The 24,520-nt window shown below is 66.2% G+C and carries 21 protein-coding genes; 16 read left to right on the top strand and 5 right to left on the bottom strand.

Translation table 11 applies throughout. The features are described from left to right. Positions 1-315 precede the first annotated feature (315 nt). Both hemE and ACXAF3_RS13125 read left to right on the top strand, forming a co-directional pair. Positions 316-1,395, top strand: coding sequence for a uroporphyrinogen decarboxylase (hemE, locus tag ACXAF3_RS13120; RefSeq protein ID WP_475112763.1), 1,080 nt, complete (start codon positions 316-318; stop codon positions 1,393-1,395). 184 nt (positions 1,396-1,579) lie between these two features. Next, the gene (locus ACXAF3_RS13125; protein ID WP_475112764.1) at positions 1,580-2,953 is read left to right on the top strand and encodes an HD-GYP domain-containing protein; all 1,374 of its coding nucleotides are present in this window, start codon (positions 1,580-1,582) and stop codon (positions 2,951-2,953) included. 141 nt (positions 2,954-3,094) lie between these two features. Here the strand turns inward: ACXAF3_RS13125 and asd are convergent, their stop codons facing one another. The 3 genes from asd to rsgA form a co-directional block, all read right to left on the bottom strand. After that, positions 3,095-3,955 carry an archaetidylserine decarboxylase gene (gene asd / locus ACXAF3_RS13130; RefSeq protein WP_475112765.1) on the bottom strand — a complete coding sequence of 287 codons (861 nt, stop codon included), beginning with the start codon at positions 3,953-3,955 and terminating at the stop codon, positions 3,095-3,097. Between the two features lie 237 nt (positions 3,956-4,192). Further along, the gene (locus ACXAF3_RS13135) at positions 4,193-4,987 is read right to left on the bottom strand and encodes a sulfurtransferase (RefSeq protein WP_475112766.1); all 795 of its coding nucleotides are present in this window, start codon (positions 4,985-4,987) and stop codon (positions 4,193-4,195) included. Then, a complete protein-coding gene (gene rsgA / locus ACXAF3_RS13140; protein ID WP_475112767.1) occupies positions 4,984-6,018 on the bottom strand; it encodes a small ribosomal subunit biogenesis GTPase RsgA in 1,035 nt (344 codons plus the stop codon). Before rsgA ends, ACXAF3_RS13135 begins: the two co-directional genes overlap by 4 nt. 91 nt (positions 6,019-6,109) lie before the next feature. Here rsgA and orn point away from each other — a divergent pair, with 91 nt between their 5' ends. Beyond that, positions 6,110-6,649 carry an oligoribonuclease gene (gene orn / locus ACXAF3_RS13145; protein WP_475112768.1) on the top strand — a complete coding sequence of 180 codons (540 nt, stop codon included), beginning with the start codon at positions 6,110-6,112 and terminating at the stop codon, positions 6,647-6,649. Positions 6,650-6,754: 105 nt separating this feature from the next. Here orn and queG read toward each other — a convergent pair whose 3' ends face one another. Continuing rightward, complete coding sequence (gene queG, locus ACXAF3_RS13150) at positions 6,755-7,858, bottom strand: tRNA epoxyqueuosine(34) reductase QueG (protein WP_475112769.1); 1,104 nt, start codon at positions 7,856-7,858, stop codon at positions 6,755-6,757. Positions 7,859-8,018: 160 nt separating this feature from the next. On the opposite strand from queG, the gene ACXAF3_RS13155 reads away from it, so the two are divergent. The 13 genes from ACXAF3_RS13155 to ACXAF3_RS13215 all read left to right on the top strand — a co-directional run bounded on the left by ACXAF3_RS13155 (position 8,019) and on the right by ACXAF3_RS13215 (position 23,411). Continuing rightward, positions 8,019-9,512 (top strand): NAD(P)H-hydrate dehydratase, encoded by a 1,494-nt coding sequence (locus ACXAF3_RS13155; RefSeq protein WP_475112770.1) that lies wholly within the window; start codon positions 8,019-8,021, stop codon positions 9,510-9,512. Further along, a complete protein-coding gene (gene tsaE, locus ACXAF3_RS13160; protein WP_475112771.1) occupies positions 9,512-10,012 on the top strand; it encodes a tRNA (adenosine(37)-N6)-threonylcarbamoyltransferase complex ATPase subunit type 1 TsaE in 501 nt (166 codons plus the stop codon). The genes ACXAF3_RS13155 and tsaE overlap by 1 nt, the downstream gene beginning before the upstream one ends. Positions 10,013-10,071: 59 nt before the next feature. Further along, positions 10,072-11,382 (top strand): N-acetylmuramoyl-L-alanine amidase, encoded by a 1,311-nt coding sequence (locus ACXAF3_RS13165; protein ID WP_475112772.1) that lies wholly within the window; start codon positions 10,072-10,074, stop codon positions 11,380-11,382. A 152-nt stretch (positions 11,383-11,534) separates the two neighbouring features. Continuing rightward, positions 11,535-13,415 carry a DNA mismatch repair endonuclease MutL gene (gene mutL, locus ACXAF3_RS13170; RefSeq protein WP_475112773.1) on the top strand — a complete coding sequence of 627 codons (1,881 nt, stop codon included), beginning with the start codon at positions 11,535-11,537 and terminating at the stop codon, positions 13,413-13,415. A 52-nt stretch (positions 13,416-13,467) separates the two neighbouring features. Then, the gene (gene miaA, locus ACXAF3_RS13175) at positions 13,468-14,391 is read left to right on the top strand and encodes a tRNA (adenosine(37)-N6)-dimethylallyltransferase MiaA (protein WP_475112838.1); all 924 of its coding nucleotides are present in this window, start codon (positions 13,468-13,470) and stop codon (positions 14,389-14,391) included. A 171-nt stretch (positions 14,392-14,562) separates the two neighbouring features. Continuing rightward, on the top strand, positions 14,563-14,847 hold the full coding sequence (gene hfq / locus ACXAF3_RS13180) for an RNA chaperone Hfq (protein ID WP_475112774.1): 285 nt from the start codon (positions 14,563-14,565) through the stop codon (positions 14,845-14,847). A 140-nt stretch (positions 14,848-14,987) separates the two neighbouring features. Continuing rightward, positions 14,988-16,301 (top strand): ribosome rescue GTPase HflX, encoded by a 1,314-nt coding sequence (gene hflX, locus ACXAF3_RS13185; protein WP_475112775.1) that lies wholly within the window; start codon positions 14,988-14,990, stop codon positions 16,299-16,301. Positions 16,302-16,378: 77 nt separating this feature from the next. Next, entirely contained in the window at positions 16,379-17,521 is a 1,143-nt protein-coding gene (gene hflK / locus ACXAF3_RS13190) for an FtsH protease activity modulator HflK (protein WP_475112776.1), read from the top strand. Between the two features lie 11 nt (positions 17,522-17,532). Beyond that, positions 17,533-18,405, top strand: a complete 873-nt coding sequence (gene hflC, locus ACXAF3_RS13195) for a protease modulator HflC (RefSeq protein ID WP_475112777.1) — start codon at positions 17,533-17,535, stop codon at positions 18,403-18,405. 159 nt (positions 18,406-18,564) lie between these two features. Beyond that, a complete protein-coding gene (locus ACXAF3_RS13200; RefSeq protein WP_475112778.1) occupies positions 18,565-19,758 on the top strand; it encodes an ATP phosphoribosyltransferase regulatory subunit in 1,194 nt (397 codons plus the stop codon). A gap of 202 nt (positions 19,759-19,960) precedes the next feature. Next, on the top strand, positions 19,961-21,283 hold the full coding sequence (locus ACXAF3_RS13205; protein WP_475112779.1) for an adenylosuccinate synthase: 1,323 nt from the start codon (positions 19,961-19,963) through the stop codon (positions 21,281-21,283). A 154-nt stretch (positions 21,284-21,437) separates the two neighbouring features. After that, positions 21,438-22,085 (top strand): PAQR family membrane homeostasis protein TrhA, encoded by a 648-nt coding sequence (trhA, locus tag ACXAF3_RS13210; protein WP_475112780.1) that lies wholly within the window; start codon positions 21,438-21,440, stop codon positions 22,083-22,085. Between the two features lie 102 nt (positions 22,086-22,187). Then, complete coding sequence (locus ACXAF3_RS13215; protein WP_475112781.1) at positions 22,188-23,411, top strand: lytic murein transglycosylase; 1,224 nt, start codon at positions 22,188-22,190, stop codon at positions 23,409-23,411. Positions 23,412-23,438: 27 nt separating this feature from the next. Here the strand turns inward: ACXAF3_RS13215 and ACXAF3_RS13220 are convergent, their stop codons facing one another. Further along, the gene (locus tag ACXAF3_RS13220; protein WP_475112782.1) at positions 23,439-24,458 is read right to left on the bottom strand and encodes a succinylglutamate desuccinylase/aspartoacylase family protein; all 1,020 of its coding nucleotides are present in this window, start codon (positions 24,456-24,458) and stop codon (positions 23,439-23,441) included. Between the last annotated feature and the right edge of the window lie 62 nt (positions 24,459-24,520).

Consider the following 24,520-nt stretch of genomic DNA (forward strand, 5'->3'; position numbering starts at 1 on the left):
CTGTAAGACGGCAGGCGCCGCGGGGGGAGGCTCGCACACAAACCACCCCCTGGCCCCTTTCTCCCACACCCCCCCCCCCCCCCTTCTTTCTTCGCGCCACCCCCCTCTTTTTTCCCCCCCGCGCCTACTTTTTCCCCTCTCCCCCCCCCCACCCCCCCCCCCCCCCCCCCCCCCCCCTCCCCCCCCCCCCCCCCCCCCCCCCCCCCCCCCCCCCCCCCCAGAGCCGCCGCGAATCTGGAAGGGGCAGCATGCCTGTCTTCCGGTAGCGCCCGCCTGTACAATAGCCGCCTTTTTAGCCAGCCAGTTGTACAGCCCATGTCCGAATCCAAGCCCTCCGAACTGAAAAACGACCGCTTCCTGCGCGCCCTGTTGCGCCAGCCGGTGGACCGCACGCCGGTGTGGATGATGCGCCAGGCGGGCCGCTACCTGCCCGAGTACCGCGCCAGCCGCGCCCAGGCGGGCAGTTTTATGGATCTGTGCCGCAATACCGAACTGGCCTGCGAGGTGACGCTGCAGCCGCTGGAGCGCTACCCGCTGGACGCGGCCATCCTGTTCTCGGATATCCTCACCATCCCCGACGCGATGGGCCTGGGCCTTTATTTCGAGGAGGGCGAGGGGCCCAAATTCCGCAAGCCGCTGCGCTCCGCTGCCGATATCGAGGCACTCGAGGTGGTGAACAGCGAGCGGGATCTGGATTATGTGATGAACGCGGTGGCCATGATACGCCGCGAACTGAACGGCCGCGTGCCGCTGATCGGGTTCTCCGGCAGCCCCTGGACACTGGCCACCTATATGGTCGAGGGCGGCTCCAGCCGCGATTTCGCCCGCTGCAAGGAGATGCTGTACCGCCAGCCTGGGCTGATGCACCAGCTGCTGACGGTGCTGGCGGATTCGGTGACCGACTACCTGAACGCGCAGATCCGCGCCGGCGCCCAGGCGGTGCAGATCTTCGACACCTGGGGCGGAGCGCTGAGCCACTCGGCCTATCGCGAATTCTCGCTGCAGTATATGGCGCGTATCGTCGGCGGCCTGATCAAGGAGGCGGACGGTCGGCCGGTGCCCGCAATCCTGTTCACCAAGGGCGGCGGCCAGTGGCTGGAGGCGATGGCGGACAGCGGCGCCAGCGCGCTGGGACTGGATTGGACCACCGATATCGGCGCCGCGCGCGCGCGGGTCGGCGATCGGGTGGCGCTGCAGGGCAACCTGGACCCGGCGGTACTCTACGCCGACCCCGAGCGCATTCGCGCCGAGGTGGCGGCGATTCTGGAGTCCTACGGCAGCGGCCCCGGCCATGTGTTCAACCTCGGCCACGGCATCACGCCCAGGGTGGACCCGGAGCACGCGCGGGCGATGATCGAGGCGGTGCAGGAGCTGTCGCCCAAATACCATTGTTGAGGGGCGCTGTGCAGCGCAGTTGCACTGGATTTCCCTCTTTCTGTGATGTCTATCACGGGTCTGGCGGGTGCTAAGTGGCCGGCGGCCGTGCTATAAAGGCGCGCTGGCCCCGCCGCCTTGAGAGGCGGTGCAGACAGTAGCGCGGGGTGGCCCAATAACACAAAAAATCGACGGCAACACATCGGTGGCGATCGAGCAGGCAAAAGTCTTCGTTGAGGATCTGCAGCGCGGCATGTTCGTGTCCAGGCTGGACAGGCCCTGGACGCGCACGCCCTTTGCGCTGCAGGGCTTCTATATCCGCGATCTGGAAGAGATACGCCAGCTGCAGAAATACTGCCGCTATGTCTATGTCGATGTGGTCAAGTCCGTCGGCGATGCCGCCGTCAACCTGCGCCGTATCACCCGCGCTGCGGGCAAGAATTCCCCCTCTCCGGCATCCGGCGGCAGGCGCGGCCAGCGCGTGCCGGTGGCCATCCCCTGCAAGCCGGTCCAGGTTTCCCATACCGCCTACCCGCCCCCCGCTCCCGCGCGCTCGGAGGCGGACAGGGCGCGCCGCCTGCACGGGCGCATCGTCGAGGGCATGCACCAGGTCATGGTGCAGTTGCACTGCGACCGCCCGCTGCCGGTGCAGCAGGTCAATCGGGTGGTCGAGGATCTGGTCGAGAGCGTGCTGCGCAGCCCCGATGCCTCCGCCTGGCTGGCGCGGGTGCGGGACAAGGACGAGCACACCTACAGTCACGCCATTCGCGCCAGTATCTGGGCCGTGTTGTTCGGTCGCCATATCGGTCTGCGCCGCCACGAGCTGGTGCAGCTGGGGGTGGCGACACTGCTGAAGGACGTGGGCAAGCTGAGGATCGCCGACGAAGTGCTGCAGATGGCCGCGCGGGATCCGCGCAGCGAGCTGGAGTACCGCAAGTTCGTCCAGCACAGTGTGGAGATGCTGTCGGCGGACCCGCAGGTGTCACCGCAGATAGTCGATATCGTCCGCTGCCACCGCGAGCAGCACGACGGCGGCGGCTATCCCCAGGGCCTGCGCGGGGACAGAATCCCGGTGTTGGCGCGCATGTGCGGCATAGTGACCTTCTACGATGAGGCCACCAATCCCCGCGGCGCCAGCCAGCCGGTGGCGCCCTCGCGGGCGGTGGCGCAGCTGTACGAGCTGCGCGGTGTGGCCTATCAGGAACAGCTGGTGGTGGAGTTTATCCAGGCCATCGGCCTCTATCCCACCGGCACCCAGGTGGAGCTGTCCACCGGCGAGGTGGGCGTCGTCGTGGAGCAGACCTACGGCCGCCGCCTGAAACCCAAGGTGATGCTGGTGCTGGATGGCGCCAAGCGACCGCTGGCGCAACCGCGTCTTCTGGATCTGGCCGCCGACGACGACCGCAAGCAGAAGCTGATCGAGCGCGGCAAGCTGACGCCGCAGGACAAGATCAGTATCGCCAAGGATGTGGCGCCCGGCAGGTATCCGCAGGTGGATGTGGCGGCGGTGCGCGACAGCTACCTGTTCAGCCGGCAGCGGCTGCCGGCCTTTCTCTCCCGCCTGTTGGGGCGCTATTAGTAACCCGGCGGTTAAATAGATCGGTCCAGCCGCTCCCGCGGCGCCTTCGGCCCTGATCTATCTAACCGTCGCCCGCTAAATACTGGCGCAGATGTGTGAATCTGCTGGTATTTAGCCAGCTCGCGCCAGCCTTCGGGCGGCCTATTCGGCCGCGACCAGATCGCCGAAGTGCTCGCCCATCTTCACCGGGGATTCCGCCCCCAGGGATTCCAGCCAGCGCACCCTGTCCGCGCCGAACAGCATGATCACGGTCGAGCCCAGCTTGAAGCGGCCCATCTCCGCGCCCTTCTCCAGGTGGATCGGCGTATTGTCGCCGTAGTCGGTGGTGCGCACGCGGCGTTTGTGCGGTGTCACCAGTCCGGCCCAGACGGTCTCGATACTGGCGACGATCATCGCGCCCACCAGGATCATCGCCATGGGGCCGGCGGCGGTGTCGAAGATGCAGACCACGCGCTCGTTGCGGGAGAACAGCCGCGGTACCGTCTCGGTGGTGACGTTGTTGACCGAGAACAGCTGTCCCGGCACATAGGTCATGCTCTTCAGGGTGCCGGCGATCGGCATATGCACCCGGTGGTAGTCCTTCGGCGACAGGTAGACGGTGGCGAAGTGGCCGCCGGTAAACTGCGCCGCTATCTTGGGATCGCCGCCGACCAGTTCCAGCAGGCTGAAGTCGTGGCCCTTGGCCTGGAAGATCCTGCCGTTGTGAATCTCCCCCAACTGGCTGACGGCGCCGTCCGCCGGGCAGGCGAGGGTGTGCTCGCCGGCAACTATCGGCCGCGCGCCTTCCTTCAGCGCGCGGGTAAAGAAGTCGTTGAAGCTGGCGAAGGCGGTGCAGTCGCTCTGTTCCGCCTCGCTCATATCCACATCGTATTTGTCCACGAACCAGCGCGTGAACGGATCCTTGATCCACGGGATGCGCGTCTCCGCCAGCCAGCCGGCGGCGCGGGACAGGGCCCGTTGCGGGGTCAGGTATTGCAGTGCGGCAAACAGTTTTGGGTGCATAGAGTTACTTCTGGTCCGTGTACGTTCTTGATTTGCCCGCCCCCTCTCGCCAGCAAGAGAGGTTGGCGGCGGCCCTGCTGCCGGGGGAAGTTTGCGGGACGCGCCGTGAATACATCCCTGTAGGCTTGTCGGCGAGATCCCTCTCGCCGACAGTCCCGCAAACTTCCCCCGGCATCAGGGCCTTCGCATCAGGCCCTGGTATTCTTTACCGAGTCTTGAATCCGGGGGGAGTTGCGTTTATTGCTCCACCGGCGTATCCGGCAGATTGCCCCACTCGCTCCAGGAGCCGGGATAGGCGCGGATATCGAAGCCGAGGGATTTGCCCACCAGCCAGGTAAAGCCGGAGCGGTGGTGGCTCTGGCAGTGGGTGACGATTTTCTTTGTGTCGTCGATACCCAGCTTGGCGAGAAATTCGCGCGCGTCCGCGCGAATGCGCAGGTCCCGCTGCGGATCCATCAGTTGAGTCCACTCGCAGTTGATCGCGCCGGGAATATGACCGGCCTTCATCGCCAGCACCCGCTCGCCGCTGTACTCCTGCGGCGAGCGGGCATCCCAGACGAGGAAATCCCTCTCGCCCAGGCGCCGTTGAATTTCATCCGCTTCCATCGCCGGGGCGGTATCTATGGATATATCTATGGTGCTGGGCTTGGCTTCCACCGGTTCGGTGGACAGCGGCAGTCCCGCCCCGCGCCAGGCGTGCATGCCACCGTTCAGGTAGCTGTAATTCCTGTGGCCGATCACTTCCAGGGTCCACAGGAAGCGCCCGGCCCAGCCGCCGCCCTCGTCATCGCAGGCGACGACCTGGTGTTCCGGGCGCAGGCCGAGGGCGCGGAACACCTGCGTCAGCCGCTCGGCACTCGGCAGCTTGCCCGGCGCCGGGGGCGTGCCCGCCATCAGCGCCTGAAACGGCAGGTGCAGGGCGCCGGGGATATGGCCGCTCTGATAATTTTGCTCGGAACTGAGATCGACGATCAGCAGGTCTTCGCGCTCCAGCTGCGCGGCCAGTTGTTGCGGTTCGATAATCAGGTTCAATGTTCAGACTCCAGGCTGTTGCGCAGGTGCAGAAAGCTGTTCATGCGCCGCGCGCTGATATCGCCGCGCGCCAGGGCTTCCTGTATCGCGCAGCCGGGTTCGCCCTGGTGGCGGCAGTCGCGGAAGCGGCAGTGGCCGATAAACGGGCGGAATTCCACGAAGCCCTCCAGCAGCGATTGCTCGTCCATATGCCAGAGGCCGAACTCGCGAATGCCGGGGGAGTCTATCAGATCGCCGCCGCTGGGCAGGTGAAAGAGTTCCGCCGCCGTGGTGGTGTGGGTGCCTTTGCGGGTCGCCTGCGACAGGGCGCCGGTGCGCGCGCCGGCGCCGGGCAGCAGGGCGTTGACCAGGGAAGACTTGCCGACGCCGGACTGGCCGACGAAGACGCTGGTGCCCCGGGCCAGAGTGTCCAATAGCTCCGGCAGTCCGTCTCCGGTCTTGGTGGACAGGCGCAGCACTTCGTAGCCGAGTTCCGGGTAGGGGGCCAGCAGTTCTTCCAGCGCGTCGCGGTTGCTGTCGTCGATCAGATCTGTCTTGTTCAGCAGCAGAATCGGGTGAATGCCGGTGGTTTCGGCGGCCACCAGGTAGCGGTCTATCGCATTGGCGAAGGGTTCGGGGTAGGGGGCTATGACGATCACGATGCGGTCGATATTGGCGGCCACCGTCTTCAGGTCGCCGTAGCGGTCCGGCCGCTGCAATTCCGAGTGGCGCGGCAGGCGCGCACCGACCACGCCGTAGCCGCCGCTGCTCTCGCCGACGGCGGGGCGCCAGGCGACGCGGTCGCCGGTGACCAGGGTGTCGATATTGGCGCGCAGGTGGCAGCGCTGGCGCAGCTCGGGATCCGCCTCGCTCTCCACCAGCACCTGGGTGCCGTAGTTGGCGATCACCAGGCCCGTCTGCTCCGGACCGAGGCTGCCCTCGTCCAGCGCCTGCTCGGCGCTCTCGGCACGCTTGCGCGCGCGCTCCTCGCGCTCCTTCTGGATCTTGGCGATACGCCACTGCTGGCGCCGGCTCAGTTTGCGTTTGCTCATTCTGAGGCTCTTAGGCAATTCGCGGCGGATTATAGCTTGCAACGCCGGTGCAATGCGGTAACTTGCCCTCCAAAGCCTGAGGAGACCCGCAGTGGATCAGAACAATCTGATCTGGATCGATCTGGAGATGACCGGTCTGGATCCGGAAAAAGAGCGCATTATCGAAATCGCGACCATAGTGACCGACTCGAAGCTGAATATCCTCGCCGAGGGGCCGAGTATGGCGGTGCACCAGAGCGACGCATTGCTCGATGCGATGGATGACTGGAACACCGAGCAGCACGGCGGCTCCGGCCTGGTGCAGCGGGTAAGGGAGTCGACTATCTCCGAGCGGGACGCGGAGCGGGAGACGCTGGAGTTCCTGCGCCACTGGGTGCCGGAGGGCGCCTCACCCATGTGCGGCAACTCGATCGGCCAGGACCGCCGTTTCCTGGTCAAATATATGCCGCAGCTGGAGGCCTACTTCCACTACCGCAACCTGGATGTCAGCTCGATCAAGGAGCTGGCGCGGCGCTGGCGCCCGGATATCCTCGCGGGGGTCAAGAAACAGAGCAACCATCTGGCCCTGGACGATATCCGCGATTCCATCGAGGAGCTGAAGCACTACCGGGAGCACTTCTTCCGGCTGTGAGCTATTGCCACTGTCCCCGTTAGCAGGTGCGGTGGCGGCCCTGCTGCCGGAAACGCATCAGGGCTTTAGCATCGGCTCCACAACTTTTCCGGACAAAACAGCGCCCTAAACGACCCGCTTGATCTTGCGCTTTCTCCGCCGCCCGCTGCGCAGGCGCGCCAGCGCCCACTCGATATGCTCCGCCACCAGCGGCGTCGCTTCCCGCAGTGCATTCTCCAGGGCCGCGATGATTTCCGCCGAGGGCTCCGCATTCCCCAGCGCCACGGCCAGGTTGCGTCGCCAGCGCTCATAGCCGATGCGCCGTATCGCCGAGCCCTCGGTCCGGCGCAGAAACTCGGCCTCGCTCCAGCCGAACAGCGCCAGCAGCGCGCCGTCGTCGAGCCCGTGGCGCGGGTGGAAATCCTTTTCGGCGGTGGGCTTGGCGAACTTGTTCCACGGGCAGATGATCTGGCAGTCGTCGCAGCCGAACACCCGGTTGCCCATCGGCTCGCGGAATTCCTCCGGTATCGGCCCCTTGTTCTCGATGGTCAGGTAGGAGATGCAGCGGCGCGCATCCAACTGGTAGGGGCCGACGAAGGCGTCGGTGGGGCAGACCTTCAGGCAGGCAGTGCAGTCGCCGCAGCGGTTGGTTTCTTCGCTCCGATCCACCGGCAGCGCCAGGTTGGTGTAGATCTCGCCGAGGAAGAACCAGGAGCCGGCATTGGAGTTGATCACCATACAGTTCTTGCCGATCCAGCCGAGCCCGGCCTTTTCCGCCAGCGCGCGCTCCATCACCGGCGCGCTGTCGGTGAAAGCGCGCCCCGAGGACTCGATACCGCGTTCGTCGCACCAGGCGTCTACCCTCTGCGCCAGCTGCGCCAGGCGCTTGCGGATCAATTTGTGGTAGTCGCGCCCGGTCGCGTAGCGGGACACATAGGCCTTGGAGGAATCCTTCAGCACCCGCACCGGCTGGGTGTCCGGCGGCAGGTAGTCGAGGCGCGCGCTGATGGCGCGCAGCGTGCCGGGCTGCAGCAGCTCCGGGCGCCAGCGCTTGTCGCCGTGGGCACCCATCCACGCCATATCGCCGTTGTAGCCGGCGTCCAGCCAGGCGCGCAGCCGCTCGCCGTGCGCTTGCAGCTGGCAGTCGGCGATGCCGATCTGTTGGAAGCCCAGCTCGCGGCCCCAGATCTTGATCTGGGCCGCCAGCTCGGCGAGCAGTGTTTCGGTCATTGGGATTGTCGGGCTGCCGGTCCAGTGCCGGGGCGCAAGCCAATCGTGCGCCCGGGGCGGTATACTTTGCTGTCATCGCGGCGGTGACAGCGACTGAATCGCCTATTTTGCCACAGATTAAATTTTGATCACTAATTCTTGATCTTATCGCGGGAGCCGAATGGACACGCCTCAACCCCTGTACAGCGCCGAGTCGGTGCGCGAACTCGACCGCCGCGCCATTGCCGCGCTGAAGATTCCGTCCCTGACCCTGATGAAGCGCGCTGGCCGCGCCGTCTTTGCCCAGCTGCAAAAGCGCTGGCCGGAGGCCAGGCGTATCCAGGTGTTCTGCGGCGGCGGCAACAACGGCGGCGACGGCTATGTGGTCGCGGCGCTGGCGGCGCAGAAGCAGATACCGGTGACCGTCTACGCCTGTGTGGCGCCGGAAAAACTCCAGGGTGATGCCCGCCAGGCCTGCGACTACGCGCGCCGCGAGGGGGTGCCTATCGTCACCTCACTGACCGAGCTGGACGCCGCCGACGGCGATACCGTGATTGTCGACGCGCTGCTCGGCACCGGCTTTACCGGCGCGCTGCGCGAGCCGCTCGCGCACGCGGTGGAGCGTATCAACAAGAGTGCCGGGCCCGTGCTGGCGGTGGATATTCCGTCCGGACTCAGCGCCGATACCGGCCACGCGCCGGCTTCGGCGCAGGGGGCGGTGCGCGCGGATGTGACCGTGACTTTTATCGGCCGCAAGCTGGGGCTCTACTGCGGCCGCGGTGCGGCCCTCTGCGGCGAGGTGGTGTTCGAGCCCCTCGGTGCGCCGGAGCAGATATACGTCGGGGTGGAACCACTGGCGCAACGATTCGACGGTGCCAGCGTCAAACGCCTGCCCCCGCGCGCGGCGGACAGCTACAAGAGCCAGTTTGGCCACGTGCTGGTGGTCGGCGGCGACAGCGGTTTCGGCGGCGCCGCGCTGATGGCCGCGCAGTCGGCGGCGCGCGCCGGGGCGGGCCTGATTTCTCTGGCGACCCGCCCCGAGCACCTGCCGGCGGCGCTGACCCGCTGCCCGGAGGTGATGGCGCACCCGGTGATCTCCGGGCAGGAGCTGGAACCGCTGCTGGACGGTCCCGACGTGATTGCGGTGGGGCCGGGCCTCGGGCGCGCGCCCTGGGGTGAGCAGTTGCTGGCCCGCGCCGGCCGCGCCGGGATGCCGCTGGTACTGGATGCGGACGCGCTGAACATCCTCGCCGGCAGGCGCGTACTGGCCGGCGTCCGCCGCGACGACTGGGTGCTGACCCCCCACGTGGGTGAGGCGGCGCGGCTGCTGGACTGCGACACCGCCGAGGTGCTCGCCGACCCGCGCGCGGCGGCCATTGAGATTCAGAAGCGGTTCAGCGGCGTGGTGATATTAAAGGGGGCGGGCACATTGATCGCACACGAGCGCGGTGTCGACCTGATCAACGCCGGCAATCCGGGCATGGCCTCCGGCGGCATGGGCGATCTGCTCACCGGCATTATCGCCGCCCTGATCGGCCAGCGGATGTCGCCGCTGGACGCGGCGCGCCTGGCGGTTTGGCTGCACGGCGAGGCGGGCGACCGCGCCGCGCAGGACGGCCAGCGGGGCCTGCTGGCCACGGACCTGCTGCCGCATATCCGGAGACTGGTGGACTGATGGTGGCGGAACTGACACTGCAATTGGCGGGCGAAGCGGACACTGTCGCCGCCGGCGAGGCGCTGGGCCGCGCCTGCCTGGCCGCGGGTATGCACAGCGGGTTGACGCTGTATCTGCACGGCCAGCTGGGCGCCGGCAAGACCACCTTCTGCCGGGGAGTACTGCGCGCATTCGGCCATAGCGGCGCGGTCAAGAGCCCCACCTATACGCTGGTGGAGCCCTACGAGTTTCCCCTGGCGGACGGGGGTGCTCGGCGGGTCTACCACTTCGACCTGTACCGCCTCGGGGATGCCGAGGAGCTGGAATTTATGGGGGTGCGGGATTACTTCGCGCCCGGCAGCCTGAGCCTGGTGGAGTGGCCGGAGCGCGGCGCCGGCGTGCTGCCGCAGCCGGATCTGGAGCTCGAGTTGTCCGTGCCGGAAAGCGGCCGCCAGCTGCGGCTGGTCGCGCATTCGGAGGCGGGGGCGGCGGCGTTGACCGCCATGCGAAAGCTGCTATAGGAATACGAACTGGATCGCCGGGCAGTGCGGCAGGGAATAATCGACAGGGCAAAACAAGAATGAAGTCAGTCTGGTGGCGAATATCCGGCCTGTTGGTCTCGGTGGTGCTGGCTCTGCCGGTGCAGGCGGTTGAGGTGGAGGGGGTGCGCCTGTGGCGCGCGCCGGATCACACCCGTCTGGTGTTCGATCTCAGCGGGCCCGCGGAGCACAAGCTGTTCACGCTGAATGAGCCGCACCGGGTGGTGGTGGATGTGGCCGACACCCGCCTGGCGGCGGAGCTGGACGGCCTGGCACTGGAAGGCACGCCGATACAGCGGCTGCGCCACGGCCGCCACAACAAGAAGGACCTGCGCGTGGTGCTGGATTTGAAACAGCAGGTCAAGCCGCGCAGTTTCGCCCTGCGCCGCCACGAGAAATTGCCCGACCGCCTGGTGATCGACCTCTATGACAAGGTGGAGGCCGAGGAGAAGACGCTGCAGCAGGTCAGCCGCGAGCGGGATATCGTCATCGCGATAGACGCCGGACACGGTGGTGAGGATCCGGGCGCACTGGGTCCCGGCGGCCTGCGCGAGAAGGACGTGGTGCTGGCGATCAGTAAAAAGCTGAAAGCGGTCATCGACAGCAAGCGCGGCTTTTCCGCCAAGCTGGTGCGCAGCGGCGACTACTATATCCCGCTGCGCGAGCGGGTGAAAAAGGGCCGCCAGATGCGCGCCGACCTGTTCGTGTCCATCCATGCGGACGCCTTTACGCGCAAGGACGCCCGCGGTGCCGGTGTCTACGCGGTGTCCTCGCGCGGCGCCACCAGTGAGACGGCGCGCTTTCTGGCCCAGCGCGAAAACGAGTCGGATCTGATCGGCGGTGCCGGCAGCCTGAGTCTCGACGACAAGGACGACACCCTGGCCGGCGTACTGCTGGACCTGTCGATGACCGCGACCATGAACGCGAGTCTGGATATCGGTGCCAGTGTGCTGTCGCAGCTGGGTGCCGTCACCCACCTGCACAAGAAGCGGGTGGAGCAGGCCAACTTCGCCGTACTGCGCTCGCCGGACGTGCCCTCTATCCTGGTCGAGACGGGATTTATCACCAACCCCTACGAGGCCCGGCGCCTGCGCGACCCGGCCTTCCAGCGCAAGCTGGCGCAAAAGCTCGGCGACGGTATAGTGGCGCACTTCACCAGCCGCCCGCCGGCGGGCACCTGGCTGGCCGCCAACCGCGACCGGCTCGAGCGCCGCCACACCATCGCCCGCGGCGACACCCTTTCCGGTATCGCCGCGCGTTACAATGTGTCGCTCAACGAGCTGAAAAGAATCAACGGTATCGACAGCTCGGTGATCCGGGTCGGACAGACATTGACCATCCCTTCGGGCTGATCGGCTTCGGCCTGTCGCGTCCGGTGGTAACATCCGAAAGTAAACGCTTGATGTAGGAGCCTGCTTGCAGGCGAACGGTTGCGGAGCTCCGCACTTTTCGCCTGCAAGCAGGCTCCTACAGCGCGATTTTCGCTAACTTTTTTGTAATTTTTATGCCCGACAGAATCCAGCAGTTGTCCCCGCGCCTCGCCAACCAGATCGCCGCCGGAGAGGTCGTCGAGCGGCCGGCCTCGGTGATCAAGGAGCTGCTGGAGAACAGCCTCGACGCCGGCGCCACGCGCCTGGACGTGGAGATAGACAACGGCGGTATCAAGCGCATCAAGGTGCGCGACAACGGCAAGGGCATCGACAAAGACGACCTGCCGCTGGCGCTGGCCCGCCACGCTACCTCCAAGATCCACGCGCTGGAGGATCTGGAGGCGGTGGCCACTCTCGGTTTTCGCGGCGAGGCCCTGGCCAGTATCTCCTCGGTGGCGCGCCTCACGCTGACCAGCAGCCGCGACGACAGCGGCAAGGGCTGGCAGGTGAGTGCAGAGGGCCGGGATATGCAGGCGCAGATAGCGCCGGCGGCGCACCCGCGCGGCACCACCGTGGATGTGCGCGACCTCTTCTTCAACACCCCGGCGCGGCGCAAGTTTCTGCGCACCGAGAAGACCGAATTCAACCGCGTCGATGAGACCATCAAGCGCCTGGCCCTGTCCCGCTTCGACGTCTCCATCAGCCTGCGCCACAACGGCAAGGGCGTGCACAACCTGCGCGGCGGCAGCGGCCGCGCAGAGATGGAGCGGCGCGTGGCCCAGGTGTGCGGCCCGGCCTTTATGCAGAATGCGCTGCATATCGACGTCGAGCGCAGCGGCCTGCGCCTGTGGGGCTGGGTGGCCGAGCCGGCCTTCTCCCGCTCCCAGGCGGACCTGCAGTTTTTCTATGTCAACGGCCGCGCGATTCGCGACAAGGTAGTCAGCCACGCGGTGCGCCGCGCCTTCGCCGACGTCCTCTACCACGGCCGCCACCCGGCCTTCGTGCTCTACCTGGAGCTGGACCCGGCCTCGGTGGACGTGAATGTGCACCCGACCAAGCACGAGGTGCGCTTCCGCGACAGCCGCCTGGTGCACGACTTCCTGTTCGGCTCCCTGCACCGGGCGTTGGCGGATGTCAGGCCCGGGCAGCGGGAGGAAAACAGACAGCCCGAGCCCGAAACCGCCGGCGGTATCCGCGCCGGGGAATTCGGCGGGCAGCAGAAGATGCCACTCGCCTCCAGGCCGTCGCCGGGGGATCTGCGCCAACAGATGGACGCCTACGGAGCGCTGCACCAGCCGTATCAGGCGGATTCCGGAGTGGCCGAGGCCGCGCCGGAACCGGGCAGCAGTCCCTGGAGCGACGACCGGCCCGGCCATCCGTGGCCGGGCGCAGAAGTCCGCGGCGAGCAGCGCTCGCCAGACGCGGACGTCTGCCCACCGCTTGGGTTTGCCCTGGCACAGCTGCACGGTATCTATATCCTGGCGCAGAACGAGCAGGGGCTGATCGTCGTCGATATGCACGCGGCTCACGAGCGCATCGTCTACGAGCAGATGAAGGCCGCCCACGCCGCCGGCGGTATCCAGGCGCAGCCACTGCTGGTGCCGGTCAGCCTGGCGGTCAGCCAGCGCGAGGCGGACTGCTTCGAGGAGCGCAGCGAGGTGTTCACGTCCCTCGGCTTCGTGCTGCAGCGGGCCGGACCCGAGACGCTGCTGGTGCGCCAGGTGCCGGCGCTGCTGCACGGCGCCGAGGTTGAGCAGCTGGTGCGCGACGTGCTGTCGGACCTGCTGGCCGAGGGCGGCAGCGACCGCATCGGCGAGCGCATCAACGAGATACTCTCCACCATGGCCTGCCACGGCTCGGTGCGCGCCAACCGCAAACTGACGCTGCCGGAGATGAACGCCCTGCTGCGGGATATGGAGCGCACCGAGCGCAGCGGCCAGTGCAACCACGGCCGCCCCACCTGGACCCAGGTGAAGCTCGCCGATATGGACAAGTGGTTTCTCCGTGGCCAGTAACGTGAAAGAGCGGGGTTCGGGCAGCGACTCCAAGCCCCGCGCTATCTTCCTGATGGGCCCCACGGCGTCGGGCAAGACGGATCTGGCCATGGCGCTGGCGGAGCGGCTGCCGGTGGAGCTGATCAGCGTCGACTCGGCGCTGGTCTACCGGGGGCTGGATATCGGTTCCGCCAAGCCGTCGGCCTCCGAGCTGGAGCGCTATCCCCACCGCCTGATCGATATCTGCGAGCCCTCCGAGTCCTATTCCGCCGGTCGCTTTCGCGAGGATGCGCTCGCGGCCATGGGTGAAATCGCCGCGGCGGGCAGGGTGCCGCTGCTGGTCGGCGGAACCATGCTGTATTTTCGCGCTCTACTGGAAGGCATGGCGCGGCTGCCGGAGGCGGACCCCGCCATTCGCGCGGAGATAGAGGCGCGTGCCGCCCGCGAGGGCTGGCCGGCGCTGCACGCTGAACTGGCGGCGGTGGACCCGGAACTGGCCGCCGAACTGCACCCGAACCACTCGGTGCGTATCGAGCGCGGCCTGGAGGTCTACCGCCTGACCGGCGTGCCGCTGTCGCGGCTGCGCCGCGAGCAGGCGCGGGACTCGGTGGCGGAGCACTACGAGCTGCGCCAGCTGGCACTGCTGCCGCGGGACAGGGCGCTGCTGCACCAGCGCATAGCGCTGCGCTTCCGCCGTATGCTGGAGGGGGGCTTTGTCGACGAGGTGCGGCGCCTGCGCGAGCGCGGCGACCTGCACGAGGACCTGCCGGCGATCCGCGCGGTGGGCTACCGCCAGGTGTGGCAGTATCTGGACGGCCGGCTCGGCTACGAGGAGATGGTGGAGGCGGGCATTGCCGCCACCCGCCAACTGGCCAAGCGCCAGCTGACCTGGCTGCGGCGCTGGCCGGACTTGGCGCCTATTTACGCACAGGATGTCGATGGCAGAGAACGCAAAAATGACGAAATCTTGGCGGAAGCCTTGAAATTTCTCGCCTGAGCAGCCATAACGTCGGTGGGCAAGCCCGCTCAGTCAGTTTTTTAACAGAGTCCGGCCACTTCCGGCTCTATTTTGTACGCGTCTTCAACCTCAGTCGTTTCTTAGTCCACGGTTTTCGTGGGCGCGATTGCGGCCTGCATTCGCTTCCAGCTTTTGACAAGGAGAAAAAAGATGTCAAAAGGGCACAGCTTACAAGACCCTTACCTCAACGTATTGCGCAAAGAGCGTATCCCGGTTTCTATCTATCTGGTTAACGGCATCAAGCTTCAGGGGCAAATAGAATCCTTCGATCAGTTTGTGGTACTGCTGAAAAATACCGTCAGTCAGATGGTATACAAGCACGCCATTTCCACCGTGGTCCCGTCCCGCGCGGTGCGCGTACCGCTGCTGAATCCGGCGGCACAGCAGGGTGGAGAGGGTGCCGGTGAGGGTGGTGAGCGCGACACCTTCGGTTAACGTCGACCCCCCTTCGAGCTTTGATCTGCGCCCCGGCCCGCCGGGGCGCGCGCAGTTTGACACCCTGAAAGTTGACGCCGCCACGGCGGCCTCGAATGGGTCCCCGGGCCGCGTCGCGGCCCCGCAACAGAGATTTCCCATTGTTTTTCGAACGACCGGAATCCGGTGAGCTGGCGGTGCTGGTGCACCTGGAACTGTCCGCCATCGACAGCCCCGACGACCCGCGTGAATTTGAAGAGCTGGCCCTGTCCGCCGGCGCAGATCCGGTGACCTTTATCTTCGGCCAGCGCGCCACACCGGATCCTAAGACCTTTGTCGGCCGCGGCAAGCTGGAGGAGATCCGCCAGGCGGTGGTGGACCACGGCGCCGAGCTGGTGATCTTCGACCACAGCCTGTCACCGAGCCAGGAACGCAATCTCGAGCGCGAGCTCAAGTGCCGGGTGCTGGACCGCACCGGCCTGATCCTGGATATCTTCGCCCAGCGCGCGCGCACCCACGAGGGCAAGCTGCAGGTGGAGCTGGCGCAGCTGCGCCATATGGCCACGCGCCTGGTGCGCGGCTGGACCCACCTGGAGCGGCAGAAGGGCGGTATCGGCCTGCGCGGCCCCGGCGAGACGCAGCTGGAGACCGACCGCCGCCTGCTGCGCGCGCGTATCGACTCCATCGAGAAGAGGCTGGAAAAGGTGCGCCGCCAGCGCCAGCAGGGCCGCCGCGCGCGCTCCCGCGCCGAGGTGGCCACGGTGTCGCTGGTGGGTTACACCAACGCCGGCAAGTCCACGCTGTTCAACCGCCTCACCGACGCCGATGTCTATGTGCGCGATCAGCTGTTCGCGACTCTGGACCCGACCATGCGCCGCGTCGACCTGCCCAGTGTCGGCGCCATGGTGCTGGCGGATACCGTGGGCTTTGTCTCCCACCTGCCGCACAAGCTGGTCGAGGCCTTTCGCGCCACGCTGGAAGAGGCGGCCAACGCGACGCTGTTGCTGCACGTGGTCGACGCGGCGGCGGAGGACAGGCTGCACCTGATGGAGGAGGTGCAGGCTGTGCTGGAAGAGATAGACGCCGCCGAGCTGCCGCAGCTGCTCGTGTACAACAAGATCGATCTGCTCGCCGACAGCGAGCCGCGCATCGAGCGCGACGAACAGGGTATACCGCGCGCCGTTTGGCTGTCGGCGGCCACCGGTGCCGGTTGCGATCTGCTGATCGAGGCCATCGCCGAACGCCTCGGTGAGCAGATGGTCAGTGGCCTGCTGGTGACCACGCCGCAGCAGTCGCGCCTGCGCGCGCAGCTCTACGAGATCAACGCGGTGCAGGCGGAGCGCTACCGCGACAACGGCGACTGCGAACTGCAGCTGCTGCTGCCCAGGGGCGACTTTCAGCGCCTGCTGGCGCCCTACAAAGAGGGTGAGGCGGCGCCGGAGTGGCGGCCATCAGGCGAGGCCCGGCAACGATAAGCGGCAATAATTCGCCGGCGAAGAATGCTAGAATCCGCCGGGACAAGAAGTTTAACGATCAGAGTTGGAGTATTTCGATGGCCTGGAACGAACCGGGTGGTAACAACAAGGATCCCTGGGGCGGAGGCGGTGGCAAGCGCAACGACGGCCCACCGGATCTGGACGAAGTGCTGCGCAAGCTGCAGCAGAAGTTGAACGGCCTGTTTGGCGGGGGGGGCTCCCACGGCGCCGGCTCGGGCAGTTTCCCCTGGATGCTGGTGTTTATCGTCGCCGCGGTGCTCTACGGCCTGCTGGGCTTCTACCAGGTCAACGCCAACGAGTCCGCGGTGGTGCTGCGCCTGGGTAAATACCACTCCACCGAGACGGCGGGCCTGCACTGGAATCCGCCGCTGATCGACACAGTCACCAAGGTCAACATGACCGAGGTGCGCACCGAGCGCACCACCGGGCAGATGCTCACCGAAGACGCGAGCATCGTCGACGTGGTGCTGCAGGTACAGTGGCATATCGACAACGCGGAATCCTTCGTGCTGCGCGTGCGCGACCCGCTGAAGAGCCTGCAGCAGGCCACCGACAGCGCCCTGCGCCACGTGGTGGGTTCCACCAGCCTCAACGGCGTCATCTCCCAGAACCGTACCCAGGTCTCCGCGGACACCCAGGAGCGGCTGCAGGAATACCTGGATCTGTACCAGACCGGCATTCGCGTCGACGTGGTCAACCTGACTGACGCCAAGGCGCCGCGGGAAGTGCAGGATGCCTTCGACGACGTGGTGCGCGCGCGCGAGGACGAGGTGCGCCTGCAGAATGAGGCTCAGGCCTACGCCAACCAGGTGATTCCGGTGGCGCGGGGCCAGGCCCAGCGCATTATCGAGGAGGCGGAGGCCTACAAGTCCCGCGTCGTCGAGAGCGCCCGCGGTGAGGCGGTGCGCTTCGAGAAGCTGCTGGCCGAATACGAGCGCGCCCCCGAGGTGACCCGCGAGCGCCTCTACCTGGACGCGGTGGAGGAGGTGATGGCCAACGCCTCCAAGGTGATGGTGGACGTCGAGGGCGGCAACAACATGATGTACCTGCCGCTGGACAAGCTGGCGCAGCAGAGCGGCGCCCAGACGGTACAGCGCCAGGGCGTGTCGCCGGCGGTCGTCGATGAGGTCTACCAGCGCATCGTCGAGCGGCTGCGCACCGAGGCCGCCAACAGCCGCCGCAGCCAGAATGTCCGTTGAGGGGTGACGCAATGAACAACAGAACACTGGTAATCATCGCCGCTCTGCTGCTCGCGGTACTGGCCATCTCCTCCAGCGCCTTCGTGGTCAAGGAGACGGAAAAGGCCGTGCTGCTGCGCTTCGGCGAGCTGATCCGCACCGACTACGAGCCGGGCCTGTATTTCAAGATTCCGCTGGTGCACGAGCTGCGCAAGTTCGACGCGCGCATCCAGACCGTGGACTCCAGCCCGGTGCGCATGCTGAATGCGGAAAACAAATTCATGATGGTGGACTCCTACGCCAAGTACCGCATCTCCGACGTGGGCCGTTTCTACGTCGCCACCCGCGGCGACGAGCGCAACGCGGTGCGCCTGCTGGCGGAGCGCATCAACGACCGCCTGCGCAACCAGTTCGGTGTGCGCGACCTGCACGAAGTGGTCAGCGGTCAGCGCGACGAACTGATGGCGGAGATCACCAAGAACCTCAACGCGGTAGCCCAGGGGGAACTGGGTGTCGAGGTCATCGACGTGCGCGTGAAGCGTATCGATCTGCCGCCCGAGGTGTCCGAGTCGGTCTTCCAGCGCATGCGCGCCGGCCGCGAACTCGAGGCCCGCGACCACCGCGCCAAGGGTCAGGAGGCCAGCGAGCGCATCCGCGCCAACGCCGACCGCCAGAAGGTGGTGATCGAGGCCGAGGCCTACCGCCAGGCGGAGGAGCTGCGCGGTGCCGGCGACGCCGAGGCCGCGGCCATCTACGCCGCCGCCTACAGCAAGAACCCGGAGTTCTACCGCTTCACCCGCAGCCTGCAGGCCTACAAGGAGACCTTCCAGAGCAAGGCCGACATGCTGCTGGTGGATCCGGACAGCGAGTTCTTCCGCTACCTGAAGGATCCGGAGGGCAAGTAACGCGGAGCCGTAGGGGCTGGCTTTTTGCCGAATTGCACCGCCCAATACCCCTACCTTCCCGCCGAGACTTGGTGGTAAAATCACGCAAACCGGGCCGAGCCCGGTTTTTTTGTGAGGGCGCCCCCGCCCCGCTATACCGTTGACGACACCTTTTTCACCATGACCCAAGCCGATCGCTGGATGCTGCCGGATGGCATCGCGGAAATCCTGCCCGCGGACGCCGTGCAGATAGAAACCCTGCGCCGCCGCCTGCTGGACCTTTACCACAGCTGGGGCTACGAGCTGGTGATACCGCCGATGCTGGAATTCACCGAATCCCTGCTGATCGGCATGGGGCGCGATCTGGAGCTCAGCACCTTCAAGGTCACCGACCAGCTCTCCGGGCGCACCCTTGGCATCCGCGCCGATATCACCCCCCAGGCCGCGCGCATCGACGCGCACAGCTTCCCCCGCGCCGGCGCCAACCGCCTCTGCTACGCCGGCCATGTGCTGCACACCCGCCCGCGCACCGCCATGGGCTCGCGCGCGCCGATTCAGATAGGCGCCGAACTGTACGGTGTGGACAGTCTGCAGGCGGATATCGAAGTCATCTCGCTGATGCTAGAGAGCCTGCAGATCGCCGGCGTCGAGCAGATTCACCTGGATCTGGGTCACGTGGCCATCTACCGCGGCCTCGCCGATGCGGCGGGGCTGGACGGCGAGCAGCGCCGCGAACTCTTCGCGCTGCTGCAGAGCAAGGCCAGCGCCGACGTGCAGAGCTGGGTCGAGAGCAATGTCACTGACCCCCGCGCGGCCGCCTGGCTGCGCGCGCTGCCCGGTCTCGCCGGCGGCAGCGACTGCCTCGCGCGCGCCCGCGACCTCTTCGCCAGCGCGCCGGCGGAACTGGGCGCGGCGCTGGCGGATTTACAGGCACTGGCCGACGCCCTCGAGCGGCGCTATCCATCGGTGGAGCTCTTCTTCGACCTGTCCGAGGTGCGCGGCTATGACTATGAGACCGGTCTTGTGTTCGCCGCCTACACGCCGGGCCACGGCCAGGCGCTGGCCAATGGCGGCCGCTACAACGGTATCGGCAGGGTGTTCGGCCGCGACAGGCCCGCCACCGGTTTCAGCAGCGACCTGGTGTCCCTGAACACCCTCGGCCGCGCGCCGGCGCCGCTCGACGGCGCGATACTGGCGCCGCCGGCGGAGGGGGCCGAGGGCGAGAGCCTGTGGCGCGCGGTGGAGAAGCTGCGCCGCCAGGGCGAGGTGGTTATCTACGCGCTGCCGGACGGCGCCGAGGGCGAGGTGCAGTCCCGCTGTGACCGCGAACTGGTGTTGGACGGTGGCGACTGGGTGGTGAAGCCGCGCGGCTGAGCCCGACTAAGATTATTTAGCCCGCTACCCGGGCAGATTCGTAGGATGGGCAAAGCGCAGGCAGAAAAACTGCTCCTGCGTTTTCTTCTGCATCCCCGCCATCCATGGCGGGGTCGTGCCCATCTGGGCCGGTTGATGGGCACGGCCGCTACGCTTCCTTTGCCCATCCTACAGATGAATTGACGACTTGAGATTTACGCAAATGGGCAAGAATGTAGTAGTGCTGGGCACCCAGTGGGGCGATGAGGGCAAGGGCAAGATCGTCGACCTGCTGACGGAAAAGGTATCGCTGGTGGTGCGCTTCCAGGGCGGCCACAACGCCGGCCACACGCTGGTGATCGACGGTGAGAAGACGGTGCTGCACCTGATCCCGTCCGGCATACTGCGCGACGGCGTCACCTGCCTGATCGGCAACGGCGTGGTGCTGTCGCCGGAGGCGCTGCTGACGGAAATGGGCGAGTTGGAGGCGAAAAACGTGCCGGTGCGCGAGCGCCTGCGCCTGTCCCCGGCCTGCCCGCTGATACTGCCGGTGCATGTGGCCCTGGACCAGGCGCGGGAGAAGGCCCGCGGCGACAAGGCCATAGGCACCACCGGCCGCGGCATAGGCCCGGCCTATGAGGACAAGGTGGCGCGCCGCGGCCTGCGTCTCGGCGACCTGTGCAACTGGGACAGCTTCTGCGCGCAATTAAAAGAGCTGCTGGAGTACCACAACTTCGCCCTGACCCAGTACTACAAGGTGGAGCCGGTCAGCTACGAGGCCATGGTCGAGCAGGCCAAAGTCTGGCGCGACCAGCTGGTGCCGATGATCGCGGATGTGGCCGACCAGCTGCACTGCGCCCGCGAGCGCGGCGAGCATATCCTGTTCGAGGGCGCCCAGGGCTCGCTGCTGGATATCGACCACGGCACCTATCCGTTCGTGACCTCGTCCAACACCACCGCCGGTGGCACCGCCACCGGCTCCGGCTTCGGCCCGCTGTACCTGGACTATGTGCTGGGCATCACCAAGGCCTATACCACCCGCGTCGGCGGCGGTCCCTTCCCGACCGAGCTGGGCTGCGATGTCGGTCGCCACCTGGGCGAAAAGGGCCACGAGTTCGGCGCCACCACCGGCCGCCAGCGCCGCACCGGCTGGTTCGACGCTGTGGCCGTGCGCCACGCGATCCGCATCAACAGCATCTCCGGCCTGTGCCTGACCAAGCTGGATGTGCTCGACGGCCTGGAGGAAGTGAAGATCTGCGTCGGCTACCGCAACAGCGCCGGCGAGGCAGTGCCGGTGCCCTTCGACGCCGCCGGCTGGGAGGGTGTCGAGCCCGTCTACGAGACGATGCCCGGCTGGAGCGAGACCACTTTCGGCGTGCGCCGCGAGGCGGAGCTGCCGGACAATGCCCGCGCCTATATCGCCCGCATCGAGGAACTGGTCGGCGCGCCGATCGATATCATCTCCACCGGCCCGGACCGCAACGAGACGATAGTGCGCGAGTCCTCGGCCCTGTGCGAGATGGGTATCCACGGCCCGAGCGTCTGAACCCCGGCCGGACACTGCCCGGCCCCTGTGTGAATCCCCGGTCTCGACTGGGCCTTGCTTTTCGCGGCGGCTCTGTCGATGATTAGACCAAGCTTAAGATTCCAGTCATAAATTTGTGCTTGACTTGAGCTCGACGCATTTGACCGGGGTTTCCATGTCTTCCTCCATTACCAACCGCTACAGCTTCGCCGAAGAGGTCGCCAACAGCATCACCCACGGCGTGGGCGCACTGCTCTCTATCGTCGGTCTCGGTGTGCTCTGCGCTTTCGCCGCGCTGCGCGGCGACGCCTGGCATATCGCCAGCTCCAGCGTCTATGCCGCGACTCTGATCCTGTGTTTCGGCGCCTCGACCCTGTACCACAGCATCAGCCACGCGCGCGCCAAGGAGATACTGCGCACGCTCGATCACTCGGCCATCTTCCTGCTGATAGCGGGCACTTACACACCCTTCACGCTGGTGACCCTGAGGGGGCCCTGGGGCTGGTGGCTGTTCGGTATCATCTGGGGGCTGGCGCTGGCCGGGCTGATCATTCAGTTCACGCCGCTAAAAAAGATCCGCGCCCTGTCGATCACCCTCTCCGCGCTGATGGGCTGGGTCGTGATCGCCGCGGTCGATCCGCTGATGGACAAGCTGGAGACGGGCGGTCTGTGGCTGCTGGTATCGGGCGGTCTCTGCTACACCGGCGGTATCGCCTTCTACCTGTGGCGCAGCCTGCGCTTTCACCACGCCATCTGGCATCTGTTTGTGCTCGCCGGCGGTGTGTTGCATTTTTGCGCCGTGCTCTTCTACGTGATTCCCTGAGCGGATTTGATCGCCGTCACGGGAAGGGATATCCGCCTTTCGAAAGACGTTTTTCCGTTCTACCCTTGAGCGAGCATTATGTTGCGTGCTGAAGGAATCCCTATGTCCATTTTCTCCCGGTATCTGCCCCTGGTCCGATTTTTCACCCTGTGCGCGGCGCTGCTGTGCGCGCTCCCCTCGTTCGCGCGGGAGGCGCCGGATCCCGGCTTCCAGAAATGGGTGAAGGATTTCCGCAAGGTCGCGATCAAGAACGGCATTTCCGGCGAGACCTACGACAGGGCCTTCGCAGGCATAGACGCCCCGGATCCCTGGGTGCTGGAAAAGGCCGCCTATCAGCCCGAGTTCAAGGCGCCGGTGTGGCAGTACTTCGACAACCGGGTGCAGAGGCGTGCGGTGGAGCGCGGCAAAAAGGAGAAGGAAAAGCTGCAGCCGTGGCTGGACAAGATTGAGCGGCGCTTCGGTGTGGATCCGAATATCCTGCTGGCGATCTGGTCGGTGGAGTCCAGCTACGGCGATATACTCGACAACAAAAAGGTGATGCGCAGCGTGATACGCTCGCTGGCGACGCTGGCCTACGCGGACCCGCAGCGCAAGAAATTCGGCCGCCAGCAGTTGCTGGCCGCGCTGAAAATTCTGCAGAGCGGCGATATCGACGAGAGCCACCTGACCGGCTCCTGGGCCGGCGCCATGGGCCACACCCAGTTTATCCCCACCAGCTACCAGGCCTATGCCGTGGATATGGATGGCGACGGCAGGCGCGATATCTGGACCTCGGTGCCGGACGCGCTGGCCACCGCCGCCAGCCTGCTGTCGAACAATGGCTGGCGGCGGGGGGAGACCTGGGGCTACGAGGTCACGATCCCCGAGCGCAAGCTGCCGGCCGGCAAGCTGACCATCGGCGAGTGGGAGAAGCTCGGTGTAAAGCGCGCCAACGGTGAGCCCTTTCCGCGCAGGGACCTCAAGGCCGAACTGAAGCTGCCGGACGGCCGCGGTGGGCCGGCCTTCCTGATGTTGAAAAATTTCTTCGTCATCAAGCGCTACAACAACTCCGACCGCTACGCCACCGCCATCGGCCTGCTCGCCGACCGGATTGGCGGCGCACCCGGACTGGTGCGCGACTGGAAGCGGCCCTTTACCCGTATAGACAGCGCCCAGGTGGAAGAGCTGCAGAAACTGCTGAAGGAAAAAGGCTTCTACCAGGGGGAGATCGACGGCAAGGCCGGCCCCGGCACGCGCAAGGCGATCAAAGCGTTCGAGAAGAGCGTTGGCGTCGAGGTGCAGGGTTACCCGAGCAGGGAAGTGCTGGAACTGCTGCGGTCCCGATAAGCGGGCGGGGCCTGTGTTGGCCCCGCGTCAGAAGTTTTCGCCGGGCAGCAGGCTGTCCTGCAACAGCTCGAGATTTTCCACCACCTCGTGGGGCTCGTGGAAATAGGCGATGTGGTACATGGCCTCGCCCTCCTGCACCAGCGGGATATTCTGCTTGCCGATAATGATTCCGTCCGCATTGCAGATCACCCGGTCCAGCTCGTGGCCGTAGGGATCGGCAATGGTCGCCAGCACTTCACCCTCGAGCACGTGATCGCCGAGGGATTTCTTGTGGTTCACAATGCCGCTGTCGCTGGCGCGCAGCCAGCCGCTGCGCCTGGCCACGAAGGGTTCGATACTGTGCTGCCGGCGACCCTTCGGCAGCATCTGCAGGTGGCGCATCACGTTCAAAATGCCTTTGAGCCCCGCGCGGATACACAGCTCGTCGAAGCGCAGCGCCTCGCCGGCCTCGTACAGCAGGATACGCACGCCCAGGTCCGCCGCCGCCTGGCGCAGGGAGCCGTCGCGCAGGGTCGCGTTCAGCAGCACCGGTACGCCGAAGGCGCTGGCCATGGCCAGGGTCTCCTCGTCGTCCAGATTGGCGCGGATCTGCGGCAGGTTGCTGCGGTGGATGGCGCCGGTGTGCAGGTCTATACCGTAGTCGCACTTGGAGACTATCTCATCGAGAAACACATGCGCCATGCGCGCCGCCAGGGAGCCTTTGGCGGAGCCGGGAAAGGAGCGGTTCAGGTCGCGCCTGTCCGGCAGGTAGCGCGAGTGCTGCAGCACGCCGTAGACATTGACCACCGGCACCGCGATCAGCGTGCCGCGCAGCGACTTGAGCGCGCGGCTGCGGATCAGGCGGCTGATGATTTCGATGCCGTTCAGCTCGTCGCCGTGCAGCGCGGCGCAGACGAAAATGGTCGGGCCGTCTTTTTTGCCGCGCTGCACATAGACCGGGATCGCCATTTCCGTGTCGGTATAGAGGCGCACTACGGGCAGATCGATGCGGCGGGTTTCCCCGCGCGCTATAGGTACGCCGCCAATCGCAAAATCATCCTCGCTCATGGAAACCGGTCTCAGCCAATGGGAGACTGCATTGTAGCCGCAAAGGGTGGCGAAAGATCGCA

The sequence above is a fragment of the Microbulbifer sp. ABF4_143 genome (assembly GCF_056160225.1).